The organism is Pseudoalteromonas sp. M58 (genome assembly GCF_042604605.1).
Lineage (GTDB): Bacteria > Pseudomonadota > Gammaproteobacteria > Enterobacterales > Alteromonadaceae > Pseudoalteromonas > Pseudoalteromonas tetraodonis.
The window spans coordinates 3,168,644-3,186,658 of record NZ_CP152390.1; the positions used below are offsets into that span (position 1 = coordinate 3,168,644).

Consider the following 18,015-nt stretch of genomic DNA (forward strand, 5'->3'; position numbering starts at 1 on the left):
CAAGATGGAGTTAAAGGTTTATGAGTATAAAAGCCAATCATTACATACATGGAATCATTAGCTGCTGTTTATTAACGGGGTGTTTGAGTGTGTCGGCAGAGCAAAGTGAAATGCAGCGACTTTATGATTTTGATGAAAAGGTGCATTATAAGCAAACTCAAATAGACACTAACAATTACCACTTAGAAATACAGTCTGACGACTACCCACATTTTAGAAACCAAAGTGTGTTTTTGTTGCGCCACGCAAATCGTTTATGTCACGATAATCCTTTTATGTTAAAAGTGACCGAGGGCGTACAGGAGTACCAACGCTTTCCAACTAAACCGCGTGCTTATCAGCCACCGCTCAGTGTATTTGTGCAGTGTGAAATGCCTGCAGAAAAAACCTCAAAAAAATAACACCTCGTTATTTTCAGTAAAACCACTGAGTATTAAAATAGCCTGTGGTTTTACTGTAGTTAACCTGAACTAAGTTAGTTAACGCCATATCCCCACGGCGCAGCCGGTGGTGTGATAGGTTTAGTTAAATCAAAATCAACACGGAATTCGCGACCTTGGCGAATAAGTCGATAAGTGAACTGTTCAGGGTAAATATACATTTGCCATGTATTGCCTACCGATTGCGGTATGCCTTGGCTAACAAATAACTCTTTTGAATACTGATCTGCAGGGAATGACTGCATATTAGCAAAACCCGCATCCACAGTATGACCGCCATACATAGTAGACACATCATCGCTGCCATCTTTATGGCGATGATCGTGCTTTAGGCTCAAACCACTACCTGTTTTAGTAATGATCCACGTACGTGAAGCATCATCACCGACATGAAACGGCACCTGTAACTCACGGTCATTACACTTACGCACATGCATAATTAACTTTTTATCGGCAAATGAACTCGGCCCTGTTGCATTATCAACCGTTACTTTACCCTCGAAAGCTTTACCGCAGTGAGCAGCAATACTATTGAAAAAGCTATCATGACTTGGAATTGATACTAAAGGTGCTGGGCGAGCTAATGCAGCGGTTGATGCCAGCATAAACGCTGCAGCTGTTAATAATTTCATAATGTGTCCCTAAACATGTAAAAAATCAGCTTAGCGTTTAAGCAAACACAAAGAAAATAATCACGATGAACAGCAATAAAAATTAACAGAACAATGGAGCTTTGCTTTAATTAATTGGTAAAAAAATATCGCTTGAAAGAAAATGAGAAATTAAATATCGTTGTTTGATAAAGGAGAAATAACTAATACCAACTCGCTTAATTAAGCGGTCTATTTTGAGGCAGGAAAAACGGGTTGATAGCTAGGCAAGAAATTCGCTATTTAGTTGTTCTAAATGAGAATTTTTTAACACAGATAGCGACACGTTTAGCCCCGCAAAATGATTGAGTATTATTGCGGATTGGTATAAACGTAAAGCCAGTTTTAGCGCGGAGCACATATTTAAATGGAAAAATATATCGGCTTAATAATCATCGTATTACTATTAATTATTCAAAATCGCTACACTCTGCACATATATCAACACCTTGCTGAGCAGCACCCAGAACAATGGAAAAAATTATCACAAAATTCATTAGATGGGACACCCTATGCCAATCTTGCTGAGTCATTTAAAGATGGTTTTTTTTCGACTATCAACGACCCAAAGGTAGTCCGCTACCAGAAATTTAAAACTCTCAATTTATTACTAATGGCAATGATTACATTAGCAAGCTTATTGCGTGGTTTTTTAATATAAGCGATTAAAAAAGCGCAACCTAAGTTGCGCTCCAGTTTCATATGTAAAAGGTTACTGCCACGGTCTTTCTGCGGCTAACTGCTTTTCAAACGCATCAATTTGCGGATTGAGGGTTTCGGTTACACCAATAAAATCTAAGCCACTTAATAAACGCTCTTTTACGTCTTTGCGAATATCAAAGCGAATTGGCGCAAACTTATTGCTGGTAAGCACTTGGTTTTCAAGATCCACATCAATGTGAATATCGTCGTGCTGCTCACTTAACACAAATAACTCTTCCAGCGTTTGCGCTGGCAATGCAATAGCAAGCATTTGATTGTTACCACAGTTATTAAAGAAAATATCAGCAAAGCTTTCAGCTAAAATCACTTCAAACCCATATTGCTTTAATGCCCATGGTGCGTGCTCGCGTGATGAGCCACAGCCAAAATTATCGCGGGTTAATAATATTTGCGCGCCTTGGTAACAAGGACGGTTTAAAATAAATTCAGGGTTTGGCTCGCCATTATCTAAATAACGCCAATCGTAAAACAGTGCTGCATCAAAACCATCACGGCTTGTTGAGGTTAAAAACTGCTTAGGAATAATTTGGTCGGTATCGACGTTGTTTTTATCAAGTGGGGCCATTAAGCCGCTAAAATAGATGCTCATTAAGCTTCTCCTCTAATATCAACAAAGTGACCATGTATTGCAGCTGCTGCCGCCATTGCAGGGCTCACTAAGTGTGTACGCCCGCCGCGACCTTGGCGACCTTCAAAATTACGATTCGAGGTGGAAGCACAGCGTTTACCAGCTCCTAAACGGTCATCGTTCATAGCTAAACACATCGAACAACCCGGCTCGCGCCACTCAAACCCTGCAGCTTTAAAAATATCGGCTAAGCCTTCATCTTCAGCTTGCTGCTTAACTAAGCCTGAGCCTGGAACAATCAGCGCTTCAATACCAGCTAAAACCTGTTTACCTTCAACAATTTTTGCTGCAGCGCGTAAATCTTCAATGCGGCTGTTGGTGCATGAGCCAATAAATACCGTGTCTACTTTGGCGCTTGATAGTTTATCGCCCGCTTTTAAGCCCATGTATTTAAGCGCACTGCGAATTGCATCGGCTTTAATTAAATCGGTTTCTTTATCTGGATCTGGAATACATTCATCAACGCCAATCACTTGCTCTGGATTAGTCCCCCAAGTAACTTGCGGTTGAATACTGCCTGCATCTAACTCTACTTCTAAATCAAAATGAGCACCATCATCCGTTTTTAAAGTTTCCCAGTAGGCAACAGCGGCATCAAAATCAGCACCTTTGGGTGCAAACGGGCGGCCTTTTAAGTACTCGTAAGTGATTTTATCTGGGGCAATTAAACCTGCCTTGGCACCCATTTCAATGCTCATGTTACACAATGTCATACGGGCTTCCATTGATAGAGCTTCTATGCCTTCACCACAAAATTCAGCCACATAGCCAGTGCCACCAGCAGTGCCTAGCTTACCAATAACCGCCATAATTAAATCTTTAGCTGTTACTGTAGGGCGTAATACACCGTTAATTTGAATTTTTAACGACTTCGCCTTTTTTTGCTGTAGTGTTTGCGTAGCTAATACATGCTCAACCTCTGAGGTACCAATACCATGTGCCAAGGCACCAAACGCACCATGCGTTGAAGTATGACTATCGCCGCAGACTATAGTGGTACCTGGTAAAGTAATCCCCTGCTCAGGGCCAATAACATGCACTATGCCTTGGTTTACTGAATTTAAGTCGTACAGCAAAATGCCAAATTCTTTACAGTTTGCATCCAGTGCCATTAATTGATTTTTAGAGACTTCGCTGGCTGCATCCAGTGAACGACTTTTAGTTGAAACATTATGATCCATGGTGGCAATGGTTTTTTCTGGACAACGCACTTTACGATTTTTTTCACGTAAGCCGGCAAATGCTTGTGGTGACGTCACTTCGTGTACTAAATGACGGTCAATATAAAGTAAATCGGTTTGCTCATTAATGCTGGCAACGGTGTGTGCTTGCCAAATTTTATTGTATAAGGTTTGGGCCACTTGCTAACTCCCTGATCTGATTGAGCCACAGCCTGACGGTGTTGTGGCTTTAATAATTAAATGCGTGAAACGATGGCCGCTGCTACATCGGTGGTGGTATAGCCGCCCTGCGGATAAATATCCGGCGTTCCCACACCAGCTTCAACCGCCTCTGCGACTGCTTTTTCAATCGTACGAGCCGCTTCGTCTTGGCCTAATGAGTAACGTAGCATTAAGGCGGCACTTAAAATTTGTGCGATTGGGTTTGCCACCCCTTTTCCGGCGATATCAGGCGCTGAACCACCCGCGGGTTCATACAAGCCAAAGCCTGATTGATTCAAACTTGCCGACGGTAATAGACCCATCGAACCAGTGATCATGGCGCACTCGTCCGATAAAATATCACCAAATAAATTATCGCAAAGTAATACATCAAATTGGCTAGGTTGCTTAACCAGCTGCATTGCTGCGTTATCTACATAAATGTAATCTAAGCTCACTTCTGGAAAGTCTTTACTCACTTCGGTTACCACTTCGCGCCATAAAACGCTTGATGCTAAAACATTGGCTTTATCAACCGAGGTCACATGATTGCTGCGCAACTTAGCGGCCTCAAAAGCAAAACGTGCAATACGCTCTATCTCTTTACGTGAATAAGTTTGCGTATCAAATGCAGTTTCTTCTGCCCCTTCGCCACTGCGGCCTTTCTCACCAAAATAAATACCACCCGTTAGCTCGCGCACACATAAAATATCAAAGCCTTTTTCGCTAATATCAGCACGTAGTGGTGATGCAGCGCTTAATGCGGGTAACAACTGAGCAGGGCGTAAGTTACAAAACAAACCAAAGTGCTTACGCAGTGGTAACAATGACGCGCGCTCCGGTTGGTCATTAGGTGGTAAATGTTCCCACTTAGGACCACCCACGGAGCCAAATAAAATAGCATCGGCGTTTTCACATGCTTTTAAAGTGGTATCAGGAAGGGCTTTGCCAAACTCATCAATCGCTGCTCCGCCAATCGCGTGGTGTTCACGGTTCAGAGTAAAACCAAACTTATCACTTACTGCATCAAGCACTTGCTCTGCAGCTGCCATAACTTCTGGGCCAATACCGTCGCCCGCTAATACGGCAACGCTGTAATGTGTTTTACTCATCCTGCTTTCCTTTGTTGTTTTAAATCAGACACTTTTTGTGCTCGATAAATTAAGTTATAAACCCGAACCATAGCGCGTACTGAGGCTTCGACCACATCGGCCGCAATACCGGCACCGTGATAAGGACGGCCATCATATTTAGCAATAATATTCACTTGTCCTAATGAGCTTGCACCTTGGCCCGTGGCCTCTAAATTGTATTCAATCATTTCAACGCTCATACCAGTTAAGCGCTCAATGGCTGCAAATGAGGCTTCTACCGGGCCGTTACCTGTGGCCGCTTCTTGTTTTGCTTCGCCATCAATCAACAAACCTATCGTTGAGCTGGCTACCGATTGAGAGTTCGACGTAGAGTGAACAAACTCTAATTGATATTTTTCATCTTTGTCACTGATTTGATTAAAGTAAATCATTGCTTCTAGGTCGTAGTCATATACTGTGCCTTTTTGGTCAGCTAACGCAACGAAACTTTGGTATAAGCTATCCATGTCGTAATCAGATTTTTGATAACCTAACTCTTCTAAGCGATGCTCTATAACATGACGCCCTGAACGCGAGGTCATATTTAATTGATTACTTGGCACACCCACACTTTCAGGTAACATAATTTCATAGGTATTTTGCGCTTTTAATACACCATCTTGGTGAATACCTGAACTGTGGGCAAACGCATTTTCGCCAACAATCGCTTTATTTGGCTGTACCGGCATATTACAAATTTTGGCTACTTGGCGAGAGGCGCGGTAAATTTCTTCGCTTTTTATATCGGTATATACGTTTAAATGGTCTTTGCGCATTTTCATGATCATCGCCACTTCTTCAAGTGAACAATTACCCGCGCGCTCCCCTATACCATTAATGGTGCATTCGATTTGGCGCGCACCGGCTTGAACGGCAGCAACAGAGTTAGCAACGGCTAAGCCTAAGTCGTTATGGCAATGCACACTTAAACGGGCTTTATCAATATTTGGCACGTTGTTCATTAAATGACGGATCATTGCTGCGTATTCATCTGGCGTTACAAAACCGACGGTATCTGGCAAGTTAATCGTGGATGCACCGGCATTAATAGCTTGCTCAACTATTTTGCATAAATCCCAATGTGGTGTACGTCCTGCGTCTTCACATGAAAATTCCACATCATCAGTGTAATTACGGGCAAGCTTGATTGATTTAACCGCCATCGCGGTTGCATCATCTAAGCTCATACGTAGTTTATGCTCAAGGTGTAAAGGGCTGGTTGCAATAAAAGTATGAATACGGCTTTGCTGTGCACTGCGAAGCGCCTCGCCACAGGCTTCAATATCTTTGGCAACCGAGCGTGCTAAGCCACAAATAATAGGGCCTTTTACTTCAGTGGCAATTCGCTGCACTGAGCGAAAGTCAGCGGGGCTCGAAACCGGAAAGCCCACTTCCATGACATCCACATTTAAGCGGCTAATGGTATGCGCTAGTTGAATTTTATCATCTTCAGTCAGGCTTGCTTTAAGTGCCTGTTCGCCATCACGTAAGGTGGTATCAAAAATCCATACTTTATCTTGCTCTTGCATAACTGCCTCTCATTCCTGTGTTACCCAAATTTCGATTTATCCCTGCAGCGAGATAAAAAAAACCCCGCAATTGCGGGGTTTTGTTGTTTAGCTCAATGCAAACACACTAATCCCCGCTCACTTGCCACAGCAGTAAGAGGTTTAGTTTTAGTGTAATTAAACGATTAGTTTGCATTTGTTTTCTTGTGTGTGTGTCCAATGAGGCTTATTTTTATCATTGCAGCGCAGTAGGTGCAAGCATAAAAATGCCATAAAAATAATTACACAAGACTTTTAAGGGATTTTAAATTCAATAAATAGATAAAAAAGAGATAAAGAATTCAACCTTGGAGGGCGTGGCGTTTAAATTAACAAGCACCGTAAAGTACAGTGCTTATTTTAACTTTTTTTAATATTTACTCTTTCTTTTCTGCGCGTACGTAATTTGACGCACCACGAGTAATATAGCGTAACTGCCAAATAACTCGCTCAATTAATTCATCGCGTTGCTGACCTTCAATATCTAGCGCTTCGGCGCCAGCATTAAATACCAACGTAACCATAGCCTCTGCCTGAATATACGCATGAATCGCATCACAGGGCGTTTCACTTTCTAAATAATGAGCAAGCTCTAAAATAAAGTGTTTCACTTCACGTGCTACTGCCGCTCTAAATGCTTTTGAGGTACCTGAGCGTTCACGCAGCAATAATCTAAATTGATTACTAGAGTTATCAATAAACTCCATAAAAGTAACCACAGACGTATTTATTACACTGCCGCCACTGGCTATTCGCCTACGAGCTTGACGCATCAGCTGACGCAGCGTTAAACCCGCTTCATCAACCATGGTTAAACCTAGCTCGTTCATATCTTTAAAGTGACGGTAAAAAGAGGTGGGCGCAATACCGGCTTCGCGCGCTACTTCACGCAAGCTCAAATTTGAAAAGCTATGATCAGCACTAAGCTGATTAAAAGCAGCTTCAATTAATGCTTGTCGTGTTTTTTGTTTCTGTTGTGCTCTAACGCCCGACATCAACAGCTCCCTGAATGAATTTGTAATAAATTTTTAATTAAAAAAATAGCTAATAGTACAGTCTAATACTTGACGGCAGCAGATTGAAATATTATTTTAGCGTACAGTTGTACGCTGAGAAATGAGAAAGATGAAAAAACCACCACTTATATGGACCAACGTCCTTTTCTTTAGCCTGACGTTTTTGGCTGCTGTTACACTTGTACCTTGGTATGGGTTTAACTATGGCTTTACAGGCACACAATGGGCTGCTTTTGTAGCTTGCATGTTTTTCGCGGGATTATCGATCACTGCGGGTTACCATCGTTTATGGGCGCACAAAACCTACAACGCACACCCGGTCGTTGAATTTATTTTTGCCTTAGGCGGCGCGTTTGCTTTGCAAAACAGTGCGCTGCATTGGAGCAGCGATCATCGTATTCACCACGGTCAAGTTGATGACCCTGTAAAAGACCCTTATGCCGCTACCAACGGCTTTTGGTATAGTCACATAGGCTGGATGCTGCGCGACTACCAAGGCGATAGCTACGGTGATTACAGCAATTGCCGCGACCTACAACGCAATAAAATAGTGATGTGGCAACATAAACATTACTTAAAGCTGGTAGTTGCCATGAATGTTGGTTTACCACTGGTATTAGGTTTAATGTTAGGTGATGTGTGGGGCATGTTATTACTAACGGGACTACTTCGTTTAGTACTGAGCCAGCATTTTACCTTTTTTATTAACTCTGTTGCGCACATTTGGGGTTCTCGCCCTTACACAGAAAAAAATACCGCACGCGATAACGGCTTTTTAGCCTTATTTACTTATGGCGAGGGTTATCATAACTTTCATCATATTTTTGCTAGCGATTACCGCAACGGCATTAAGTGGTTTCATTACGACCCAACTAAATGGATGATCCGCTCGTTAGCTGCACTTGGTTTAGCGAGTAAATTAAAGCGCACACCGGTTGAGCGCATAGAAAAAGCTAAAGCAGAAACCTTGATGAGCAAAACACAAGGTCGCCTCGCAAAATTGCCTTTAGCGCAAGATAAGCTTACATTATTACAACAAGAGTACGATTTGTTGCTTAAAAAACTGCAAAATTATTGCTCATTACAAAAACAAGTGTTGGAAGCTAAAAAAAATAATATGGCAAAGCAGTGTGAAAAGTCGGCATTAATGGCACAATATCACGAGCTTGAGGCCGCCTGGGAAACACAAAAACAGGCATGGCTAGCACTTAATGCGAGGTTATTAAAAGCCTCTTTTAGTTAAAATAGGAGTGGCTGTGGCCAAACAACCAGAAAAGAAAAAAGTACCCGTGACATACCAATATGATGCAATCATTATTGGCACGGGTCCTGGCGGTGAAGGGACCGCTATGAACCTCTCTAAAAGTAACAAAAAAGTAGCGGTTATTGAACGCCAAACAGCCGTGGGTGGTGGCTGTGTACATTGGGGTACCATTCCTTCAAAGGCACTTCGTCATTCTGTTAGTCGCTACATTGAATACAAAGCAAATCCTTTATTTAACGTAGGCGAGCGTCCGGTAAGACTTACCTTTCCTGATATTTTACGCCATGCCAGTTCGGTAATTTCAAAGCAGTCAAACTTACGCAGCAGTTTTTACGATCGTAACCGCATTCATATGTTTCAAGGCGACGCTAGCTTTGTTGATAAGCACACTATTGAAATTAGACGTAATGACGGTTCTACTGAGCGCCTTACTGCACAAACGATTGTTATTGCTACCGGCTCACGACCTTATCGCCCACCAGGGGTGGATTTCACCCACTCACGAATTTACGAAAGTGACACTATTTTAGGCCTTGAACACGACCCGCATCGCGTACTTATATACGGCGCGGGTGTAATTGGTTGTGAATATGCGTCTATCTTTAAAGGGCTAGGTGCCAAAGTCGACTTAGTGAATACTCGCGATCGCTTATTGGCGTTCATGGATGCTGAAATATCTGATGCATTAAGCTATCACTTTTGGAATAGCGGTATTGTAATTCGTCATAACGAAGAGTTTGATCGCATTGAAACCCGTGATGACTGCGTTGTTATGCATTTAAAATCGGGCAAACGTGTTAAAGCTGACTGTATTTTATTTGCCAATGGCCGAACAGGTAACACTGATACCCTTAATTTAGAAGCCATTGGCTTAAAAGCAGATAGCCGCGGACAGATAAAAGTAAACGAAACCTACCAAACAGAAGTAGACAATGTATACGCGGTAGGTGATGTTATTGGCTATCCAAGCCTTGCGAGTGCTGCCTTTGATCAAGGTCGAATTGCCGCAGATGCCATCGCGTGTGGTAATTGTGATGAAAAGCTGATTATTGATATTCCAGCCGGTATTTATACTATCCCTGAAATGAGTTCTGTCGGTAAAACAGAGCAACAATTAACTGCTGCAAAAGTACCGTATGAAGTGGGACGTGCGCAATTTAAACATTTAGCCCGCGCGCAAATTGCAGGCACCGATGTGGGCAGTTTAAAAATATTATTTCACACTGAAACCAAAGAAGTACTCGGCGTGCACTGCTTTGGTGAGCGTGCCTCTGAAATTGTGCATATTGGCCAAGCTATTATGGAACAAAAAAATGGTGGCAACACCATCGACTACTTTGTAAATACCACGTTTAACTACCCAACGATGGCAGAAGCCTACCGAGTTGCGGCGTTAAATGGTTTAAATCGCTTGTTTAAGTAATATCAAGCACTAGGTAACAAAAAGCCCGCTTGAATCAAGCGGGCTTTTTTAATAACTCATCGTTATTTAGAAACTATTTATGATATTGCGCACTTAATTCATGCACGGCGTTAATGAATACACCGGCATTTTCTGGGTCAACATCTGGTGTAATACCGTGGCCTAAATTAAATACATGGCCATTGCCAGTACCAAAGTCTTCTAAAATAGTACCAACCTCTTGGCGAATACGATCAGGCGTACCATGAAGCATTGATGGGTCCATATTACCTTGCAGTGCAACTTTATCGCCAACACGACGTTTAGCATCACCAATGTTAATAGTCCAATCTAAACCTACTGCGTCACAGCCCGTTGCGGCAATCGCTTCAATCCACTGACCACCATTTTTGGTAAATAAAGTAACCGGTACTTTACGGCCATCGTATTCACGAATTAAGCCATCAACAATTTTATGCATGTATTGCAATGAAAACTCATTGTAATCACGCGGGCTTAGTACACCGCCCCATGAGTCAAATACCATTAGCGATTGCGCACCCGCTTTAACTTGCGCGTTTAAGTAATCTATCACCGAATCAGCTAGTTTATCGAGTAATAAATGCAGTGTTTGCGGCTCAGCAAACGCCATTTTTTTGATTTTACCAAATACTTTACTGCTACCACCTTCAACCATGTAAGTTGCAAGTGTCCAAGGCGAACCAGAAAAACCAATTAATGGCACTTCGCCTTTAAGTTCACGACGAATAGTGCTCACTGCGTTCATTACATAGCCAAGCTCATCGGTAGGATCAAGTTTAGGAATTTTTTTAACATCAGCTAGTGACGAAATTGGGCGTTCAAACTTAGGGCCTTCGCCTGTTTCGAAGTACAAGCCTAATCCCATTGCATCGGGAATAGTTAAAATATCACTAAACAAAATAGCTGCATCTAATGGGTAACGGCGCAAAGGCTGTAATGTTACTTCACAGGCTAACTCAGCATTTCTACACAGGCTCATAAAATCGCCCGCTTGTGCACGTGTAGCACGGTATTCAGGTAAATAACGTCCTGCTTGACGCATCATCCATACCGGCGTGACATCAACAGGTTGCTTGGCAAGGGCACGTAAATAACGGTCGTTTTTTAATTCGCTCATAGCGTATAGAGTCCTAGGGCTTTTAGAAATTGTGCAAGATTGTACCACCATATTCACGCCCCCTCTATCGCTAAGCGATTAAATCGCTACAGAGTAGCGCTAGATCAAGTAATTTTTAATTTTCATGTTACTTTGTACATAAAACAACCAAACAAACGTTAATAATAAAAACTTTTCATTAAACTATTTGCAACATCTAAAAAAGCTTGATATTGTATCTCCCGCGTTAACAAAACAATAACAAAAATTGTTAATATAAAAATAATAAAAATCTCTAATAAAAATAAGAATGCTTGTTTAAACAAGTCTAATAAAGAAATTAAACCACCGTAATAGGTGGTTTTTTCTTGCCTGGAATAAATTACTTACAACTTATACCCTTAAACAAAATTCCCTCTGGTATTACATCTATTTTACTTGTTGATATACACGCCAATTAAATATATCTTGGATAACATAAGTTTTATTTTTAATTTAAAAAATCCAACCCAGCTTAGGAGAAGAATTATGCTGAAGCGTGTAGAAAAAGCTCAACAAAAGTGGGGGGGTAGCCATACGGTCATCGATAATTGGTTAAACGAACGCCAAGAGTTGATTGTGCTTTACTGTAAAATTGCAGGCTTTTCACCTTATGAGAAAAAAGATCAGTCTTTGCCTGAACCATCACAAATTCAGGCATTTTGCCAAATTTTAATGGATTATTTATCTGCCGGCCACTTTGAAGTGTACGACGATATTGCTAAAGCCTGCGAAAAGAAAGGCCTAGAAAGCCAGCAACTCGCTAATACGATATACCCACGTATTTCAGATACCACTGACATCGCTCTGGATTTCAACGATAAGTACGCTGAGGTAGACGCTGAAGATTTACTAGAAGGCTTTGATAACGATCTTTCAGTAATGGGTGAAGCACTCGAAGCGCGCTTTGCACTTGAAGATGAGCTGATTGATAACTTATTTTCTAATCACACTGACTAATTAGTTATTCAACGTAATAAAAAAGGGACCTAAGGTCCCTTTTTTATTATCTATAACGCTTATTCTGCAGCGGCAGCTGCTGCATCATTTTGAATTTCTAATAATTCAACTTCAAAAATGAGTGTTGAATTAGCAGGAATTTTACCTAAGTCACGATCGCCGTAAGCAAGGTCTGAAGGAATAGTAAATTTGTACTTAGACCCTACAGGCATAAGTTGTAAACCTTCAGTCCAACCAGGAATTACACGGTTTAGTGGGAACGTTGTCGGCTCGTTACGTGAGTAAGAGCTATCGAACTCAGTACCGTCTAACAATGTGCCTTTATAATGTACTTTAACCACATCAGTTGCTACTGGTTTTGCGCCTTCGCCTTCGCTCATTACTTCGTACTGTAAACCAGACTCAGTAACCATCACGCCTTCTTTTTTAGCGTTATCAGCTAGGTATTTTTCACCTTCAGCTTTGCTTTTTTCAGACTCTACTTTTGCTTTTTCTTCTTGTTTAGTACGCACTGATTCGTCTAATGCTGTTAGTACTTCACGAATTTTCTCTTCGTCAATTTTTGCATTACCCGCAAGTGCATCTTCAAAGCCTCGCATTAATAAAGCTTGGTCTAATTCAATACCAATTTCTTTTTTATCCGCTAGGTCTTTATTTAAAAAGTTACCCACAGATGCACCAATACCGTACGCTTGTTGCTGTGCTACAGTATCTAGCTTAACGTCTGCTTGCTCTTTTTTTGCTTCTTGATTACAAGCTGTAAGCGCTAAAACTGACGCTGCAATCAATGACAATTTAATCGTCTTTCTCATTTTAAATCTCCGACACACTTTGCAGTTGCCATTTATTGTAATATTACTAGTTAAAGATTAACGGCCTACATGGTAGGCTGCTTGTTTAATAGCTAAACTAAAAACATATCCAGTGATTAGACAAACAACCTAGGCGTTTAACGAGACCTAGTCTAACCTCTCAGTCACTAAGAGTTAAGAGGAAATACCTGTAATATGTCGTTATTTCGTACTTTTTTAGTCGCCACTTGCTGTTTATTAACAATTGCATGTAGTGATGAAAAACAACAAGCAGTGGCCAGTTTTGAGCACACTGCACAGGGCGCCTTTTCATCTGCGTTATCGCACGATGGTCAATACAGCTTAGTGTCTTCTATCCATCATGGGGTCGCCCTTTGGGATAATCAACAGCAAGCGCTTAAATACCAATGGTTTCAACAGCAGGCTGAAGATAGCTTAGTTTATGCCGTAGCCATTGCTTTTGATAATAGCGTGGCTGTTACCGCCGAAAAAACCACCTTTGCGGTCTGGGATATTGCCACCGGCAAAAATAAAGGCTTTTATAAAATACAAAAAGCCAGCATTCGCGATATTGCCATTAGCAACCAAGGCCAAAGTGTTGTTTACGGGCGCAGCGATGGCGTTGTGGTATTTATAAACCTTAACACAGGTAGGCGCATTGAATTTTTAGGCCATCAAGAAAAAGTAAATACCGTTGACCTATCACCCAACGGGCGCTATGCCCTAAGCGGCTCTAACGATTATGTTGCCTACTTATGGGATACTCAAAGTGGGCAAGTAGTTCATCGCTTTAATCACCCAACCCGAGTAACGCAGGTCGCTTTAGATCCTCAAGGGCGCTATGCTTTTACCGCCGACAGTATGGCACAAGCAAATGTATGGAAGCTGACTACAGGTGACCTTGTTAGTAAACTAAAGTATATTGCGCGTCAGAAAATTTTTACCGCAGTGCGCTTTAACGATCAAGGCACTTTATTAGCAACCGGTTCACCCAATAAACGGGTTGATTTATGGCAGCTAACCAACGGTGAAAAAATTCAAACATGGCAAGTCACTCCGCGAGAAGGCAGTAAGCCCAAATCGGCAGTGGTACTTGATGTGGCATTTACAGATAACGGTAAATCATTGTTAACTGAAAGCTCGAGCGGAATCGCTGAGCGCTTTATTATACGAGAACCAAATGAACACAATTGAACATCGGCTAATGGAACTTGAGGCTAAAGTGGCTTTTCAAGACGAAACAATTGAAATTTTGAATGATGAAATAAAAGTTCACCAGCAACAGTTGGCAAAAATAAAGCGCCAAACCGAGTTGCTGGCTGAAAAACTTAAAGAGTCGCAAGCATCGCAACCTATGATGTCGAATATGCCGGAGCCTCCGCCACCGCATTACTAAACTGTTTAGGTTTAGTCGCCTGGATTAAACACGCCAATGATCTGTTCAAATTGGCGTGTTGATGCCTGCACAGCCTGCTCTGGTTGAGCCATTTTATGACCACACTGCATACATTCAACTTTTTCTACGTCATGCTCTTTGTAGAGCATTAACATATCCATGGTTTTACACTCAGGACACGTTGCTCCAGCAATAAATCGTTTTTTATGTTTCACTTCGTTTTTCCTACCATTTTGACTGACGTTATTTTATCGCAATATTTGCCTACTTGATACGATTGATATAGCTAATAAGATCCGTGTTATAATGGCCGCAATTCAATCAAGGCACAGTAAAGTAACGTATTTATGATCCAAATCTCAGAAATAGAACTGCTTCGCGGTGGCAAAGCTTTATTAAAAAATGCATCGGCTACATTATTTCCAGAGCACAAAGTAGGCCTTGTTGGTGCTAATGGCTGTGGTAAGTCAACGCTATTTAGTTTATTAAAGTCTGAGCTTTCGTTAGATGGCGGTAATTGCAGTATTCCTAAAGATTGGTCACTGGCCTCAGTAAAACAAGAAACCCCCGCCCTTGAAATAAGCGCTATAGATTACGTACTGCAAGGCCACCCTGAATATTATGCGCTACGAATTGCTTTACGTGAAGCTGAGCAAACCAATGATGGCGACACTCAAGCTAAAGTGCATATTCAGCTTGAAAATATTAAAGGCTATAGCATAGAAGCCAAGGCAGGAGAGCTATTACATGGCTTAGGGTTTGCTAATAACCAAATAGAAAACCCAGTAAGTGCATTTTCGGGTGGTTGGCGTATGCGTTTAAACTTAGCCCAAGCGCTTATTCGCGATGCCGACTTGCTGTTACTGGATGAGCCTACAAACCACCTTGATTTAGATGCTGTGTATTGGCTTGAGCGTTTTTTACGTGCCTACACTGGTACATTGGTACTGATATCTCATGACCGAGAGTTTTTAGATGCGGTAGTTGATCAAATTTGGCATATAGATAAACAACTTATCAATGTATATAAAGGCAATTACTCGCAGTTTGAACGCCAAAAAGCTGAGCGTTTATTACAGCAGCAAGCCATGTTTGAAAAACAACAAGATCAAATTGCCCACTTAGAGCAATTTATTACTCGTTTTAAAGCTAAAGCCAGTAAAGCCAAACAGGCACAAAGCCGCGTTAAAGCGCTAGAACGCATGGAAAAACTTGCCCCTGCACATGCTGACTCGCCATTTGATTTTGAATTTGCCGAGCCAACCGCTCTGCCTAACCCGCTAATGACACTCGACAAAGCTAAAGCCGGTTATGGTGATGTCACCATTTTAAACAGTATTAAGCTGAACTTAGTGCCAGGTAGCCGTATCGCGCTGCTTGGTAGAAATGGCGCAGGTAAATCAACACTTATTAAGCTGCTCTCTGGTGACTTACAACCTCAAGCAGGTGAAGTGTTTCAGCATCAGGGGTTAAACATTGGCTACTTTGCGCAGCATCAATTGGAATCACTTGATTTAAAAGCCAGTGCCGTCACTCATCTGCAACGTTTAAACCCTAAAGCCAGCGAACAATCACTGCGTGACTTTTTAGGCGGCTTTGCCTTTGTAGGCGATAAAGCACTCGACCCAGTTGCCCCCTTTTCAGGCGGCGAAAAAGCCCGTTTAGTGCTGGCTATGTTGGTTTATCAAAAACCAAATTTATTACTACTCGATGAGCCAACTAACCACCTTGATTTAGAAATGCGCCACGCGTTGGTTATGGCATTACAAGGCTTTGAAGGTGCCATGGTCACGGTATCGCATGATCGCCACATGCTTAAAAACACCGCTGATGAATTTTACTTAGTTGATAACGGCGAAGTTACTCAGTTTGGTTACGACCTAGACGCGTATTATCAGTGGCTGCTTAATGCTAATAAAGAAGCCGCTAAAAGCGACACCGATGACGAGCCAAAAGCCCACTCACAAGTAAACCGAAAAGAGCAAAAGCGCTTAGAGGCCGAGTTTAGAAAAGCGATTCAACCGCTTAAAAAGCAAATTGAAAAGCTTGAAAAGCAATTGGATAAATTTGCTGCAGAATTAGCTGACGTTGAAGAGGCGCTCGGCGATAACACACTTTATAACGATGAAAATAAAGCTAAGCTCAAAGAGCTAATTACCAAGCAAGCCACACTTACGCCTAAGCTTAATAATGTTGAAGAAGAGTTATTAATGGCCCTTGAAGAGATGGAACAAAAAGAACAGGCATTCGCCGATGAACTTGCTTAACAGCAACGATTTTTGGCAGTTTGCATGCCAGCTCTATAGCGAAGATGGCATGCAAGCGCGCCTGTTAGATTACCAAAACCTGCAAGGTAAAAACGTCAACCTATGCTTGTTGCTGTATTACTTAGATTCTCTCAATCTAGCTATTAACCAAACACAGCTGAGCAAGCTTGAACAATCTATTAGTGAATTTGAGCAGCAGGTATTAAAGCCTCTACGTACTACCCGCGCCTATTTAAAAACAATTCAAACCGAGATTACCGATTACGCCGCAATTCGAAAAGCACTTCTCGGCGCCGAGTTGAAGTTAGAAAAGCAGCAACAAATAATATTGATTGATGTAGTTAATAGTATGGATTTAACAGCCTGTTCAACGCCCAATAACAGCGATAAATATTTGGCATAATTTATCACCATTATTTTCATCAGATCACTTATATTATGAATATTAGCTCGTTATATACGTGGTTACTTTAGTTTGTTTTATAAACCAAGCTGCATATCTTTGGCTTTGTATTGAAACACCTCTTCTAATGGCAAGTTAAAAACTATAGAAATTTTAAAAGCCACTTCTAGAGAGGGTGAATATTTATTTGCCTCAATTGCCATTACCGTTTGCCGAGTTACACCAATAGCATCTGCTAATTGCTTTTGCGTCATTTCATCGCGTAAAAAGCGTAATGTTCGAATAGAGTTAGTTATTACATACTCACTCATAAATATTACCCGTTCTACCTTTATAAAGCTGCGCTATATAGTTGACTATTTCGGCAATCAAAAAAGCACCTACCATGACGTGCATTGGTAAGTATGGAATATTATATTCGATAGCTGGGCCCCAGTTATTAGCTTCAATTTGATATTGAACAATAGCAACACAAATTCCCGTCTGTAATATTATGGCCTTGTATTTATAACCCACTAAATTTATTTGCTTTTCTCTCACATCAGGTGGCTGATTTAATTCATTATCACTGATAAATGAAAGTAATAAATAGCTCAATACTATAAGTATCACAGAATAAATTAACACCTGTAGCAATAAACCAGATAACCAAGAAACAGAACTAAGCTGCTGCGTACTCGCATTCATTAGGCTGTTTACATAAAAGTAAGATATGTACACGCTTACTAGTAAATCGATACTCAGCGTCAGTTCTCTAAAACTTATGCTTTGTAAAAGTTCTTTAAAGTGCTCTGAACGAGTCATATAAAGCTAAC

At 41.3% G+C, this 18,015-nt stretch carries 20 protein-coding genes; 9 read left to right on the forward strand and 11 right to left on the reverse strand.

Annotated features, from left to right (window positions below; genetic code table 11):
- The first annotated feature begins 20 nt into the window (after positions 1-20).
- The gene (locus tag AAGD16_RS14615; RefSeq protein WP_377112659.1) at positions 21-401 is read left to right on the forward strand and encodes a hypothetical protein; all 381 of its coding nucleotides are present in this window, start codon (positions 21-23) and stop codon (positions 399-401) included.
- Between the two features lie 74 nt (positions 402-475).
- Here the strand turns inward: AAGD16_RS14615 and AAGD16_RS14620 are convergent, their stop codons facing one another.
- Positions 476-1,072, reverse strand: a complete 597-nt coding sequence (locus AAGD16_RS14620) for a hypothetical protein (RefSeq protein ID WP_028834823.1) — start codon at positions 1,070-1,072, stop codon at positions 476-478.
- Positions 1,073-1,457: 385 nt separating this feature from the next.
- Here AAGD16_RS14620 and AAGD16_RS14625 point away from each other — a divergent pair, with 385 nt between their 5' ends.
- Positions 1,458-1,751 (forward strand): hypothetical protein, encoded by a 294-nt coding sequence (locus AAGD16_RS14625; RefSeq protein ID WP_013466154.1) that lies wholly within the window; start codon positions 1,458-1,460, stop codon positions 1,749-1,751.
- 51 nt (positions 1,752-1,802) lie between these two features.
- Here AAGD16_RS14625 and leuD read toward each other — a convergent pair whose 3' ends face one another.
- The 5 genes from leuD to fabR form a co-directional block, all read right to left on the reverse strand.
- Positions 1,803-2,402 carry a 3-isopropylmalate dehydratase small subunit gene (gene leuD, locus AAGD16_RS14630; RefSeq protein ID WP_013466155.1) on the reverse strand — a complete coding sequence of 200 codons (600 nt, stop codon included), beginning with the start codon at positions 2,400-2,402 and terminating at the stop codon, positions 1,803-1,805.
- Positions 2,402-3,802: a 3-isopropylmalate dehydratase large subunit gene (leuC, locus tag AAGD16_RS14635; protein WP_008465616.1), complete on the reverse strand. Its 1,401-nt coding sequence runs from the start codon at positions 3,800-3,802 to the stop codon at positions 2,402-2,404. Before leuC ends, leuD begins: the two co-directional genes overlap by 1 nt.
- A gap of 56 nt (positions 3,803-3,858) precedes the next feature.
- Positions 3,859-4,935 (reverse strand): 3-isopropylmalate dehydrogenase, encoded by a 1,077-nt coding sequence (leuB, locus tag AAGD16_RS14640; protein ID WP_013466156.1) that lies wholly within the window; start codon positions 4,933-4,935, stop codon positions 3,859-3,861.
- Positions 4,932-6,485, reverse strand: coding sequence for a 2-isopropylmalate synthase (gene leuA, locus AAGD16_RS14645; RefSeq protein ID WP_377112664.1), 1,554 nt, complete (start codon positions 6,483-6,485; stop codon positions 4,932-4,934). Before leuA ends, leuB begins: the two co-directional genes overlap by 4 nt.
- 395 nt (positions 6,486-6,880) lie before the next feature.
- Positions 6,881-7,498, reverse strand: coding sequence for an HTH-type transcriptional repressor FabR (gene fabR, locus AAGD16_RS14650; protein ID WP_013466159.1), 618 nt, complete (start codon positions 7,496-7,498; stop codon positions 6,881-6,883).
- Between the two features lie 130 nt (positions 7,499-7,628).
- On the opposite strand from fabR, the gene AAGD16_RS14655 reads away from it, so the two are divergent.
- Complete coding sequence (locus tag AAGD16_RS14655; RefSeq protein ID WP_013466160.1) at positions 7,629-8,762, forward strand: fatty acid desaturase; 1,134 nt, start codon at positions 7,629-7,631, stop codon at positions 8,760-8,762.
- Between the two features lie 13 nt (positions 8,763-8,775).
- Entirely contained in the window at positions 8,776-10,206 is a 1,431-nt protein-coding gene (gene sthA, locus AAGD16_RS14660) for a Si-specific NAD(P)(+) transhydrogenase (RefSeq protein ID WP_016900074.1), read from the forward strand.
- Between the two features lie 73 nt (positions 10,207-10,279).
- Here sthA and hemE read toward each other — a convergent pair whose 3' ends face one another.
- Positions 10,280-11,344: a uroporphyrinogen decarboxylase gene (gene hemE / locus AAGD16_RS14665; RefSeq protein ID WP_013466162.1), complete on the reverse strand. Its 1,065-nt coding sequence runs from the start codon at positions 11,342-11,344 to the stop codon at positions 10,280-10,282.
- A 507-nt stretch (positions 11,345-11,851) separates the two neighbouring features.
- On the opposite strand from hemE, the gene AAGD16_RS14670 reads away from it, so the two are divergent.
- Positions 11,852-12,322: an Rsd/AlgQ family anti-sigma factor gene (locus tag AAGD16_RS14670; protein WP_013466164.1), complete on the forward strand. Its 471-nt coding sequence runs from the start codon at positions 11,852-11,854 to the stop codon at positions 12,320-12,322.
- 59 nt (positions 12,323-12,381) lie between these two features.
- On the opposite strand, the gene fkpA is transcribed toward AAGD16_RS14670, so the two are convergent.
- Entirely contained in the window at positions 12,382-13,134 is a 753-nt protein-coding gene (gene fkpA, locus AAGD16_RS14675) for an FKBP-type peptidyl-prolyl cis-trans isomerase (RefSeq protein ID WP_013466165.1), read from the reverse strand.
- Positions 13,135-13,329: 195 nt separating this feature from the next.
- On the opposite strand from fkpA, the gene AAGD16_RS14680 reads away from it, so the two are divergent.
- Both AAGD16_RS14680 and AAGD16_RS14685 read left to right on the forward strand, forming a co-directional pair.
- On the forward strand, positions 13,330-14,328 hold the full coding sequence (locus tag AAGD16_RS14680; protein ID WP_377112671.1) for a WD40 repeat domain-containing protein: 999 nt from the start codon (positions 13,330-13,332) through the stop codon (positions 14,326-14,328).
- On the forward strand, positions 14,315-14,530 hold the full coding sequence (locus AAGD16_RS14685; RefSeq protein WP_013466167.1) for a SlyX family protein: 216 nt from the start codon (positions 14,315-14,317) through the stop codon (positions 14,528-14,530). Before AAGD16_RS14680 ends, AAGD16_RS14685 begins: the two co-directional genes overlap by 14 nt.
- An 11-nt stretch (positions 14,531-14,541) precedes the next feature.
- On the opposite strand, the gene AAGD16_RS14690 is transcribed toward AAGD16_RS14685, so the two are convergent.
- Positions 14,542-14,745: a YheV family putative zinc ribbon protein gene (locus tag AAGD16_RS14690; RefSeq protein WP_008114218.1), complete on the reverse strand. Its 204-nt coding sequence runs from the start codon at positions 14,743-14,745 to the stop codon at positions 14,542-14,544.
- 132 nt (positions 14,746-14,877) lie between these two features.
- On the opposite strand from AAGD16_RS14690, the gene AAGD16_RS14695 reads away from it, so the two are divergent.
- Positions 14,878-16,797 (forward strand): ATP-binding cassette domain-containing protein, encoded by a 1,920-nt coding sequence (locus AAGD16_RS14695; RefSeq protein ID WP_013466169.1) that lies wholly within the window; start codon positions 14,878-14,880, stop codon positions 16,795-16,797.
- Complete coding sequence (locus AAGD16_RS14700) at positions 16,784-17,200, forward strand: TIGR02444 family protein (protein WP_013466170.1); 417 nt, start codon at positions 16,784-16,786, stop codon at positions 17,198-17,200. Before AAGD16_RS14695 ends, AAGD16_RS14700 begins: the two co-directional genes overlap by 14 nt.
- Positions 17,201-17,277: 77 nt before the next feature.
- Here the strand turns inward: AAGD16_RS14700 and AAGD16_RS14705 are convergent, their stop codons facing one another.
- Together AAGD16_RS14705 and AAGD16_RS14710 are read right to left on the reverse strand one after the other, a co-directional pair.
- Positions 17,278-17,511 carry a helix-turn-helix transcriptional regulator gene (locus tag AAGD16_RS14705; protein ID WP_013466171.1) on the reverse strand — a complete coding sequence of 78 codons (234 nt, stop codon included), beginning with the start codon at positions 17,509-17,511 and terminating at the stop codon, positions 17,278-17,280.
- Positions 17,504-18,004, reverse strand: coding sequence for a hypothetical protein (locus tag AAGD16_RS14710; protein ID WP_016900071.1), 501 nt, complete (start codon positions 18,002-18,004; stop codon positions 17,504-17,506). Before AAGD16_RS14710 ends, AAGD16_RS14705 begins: the two co-directional genes overlap by 8 nt.
- Positions 18,005-18,015: the final 11 nt, after the last annotated feature.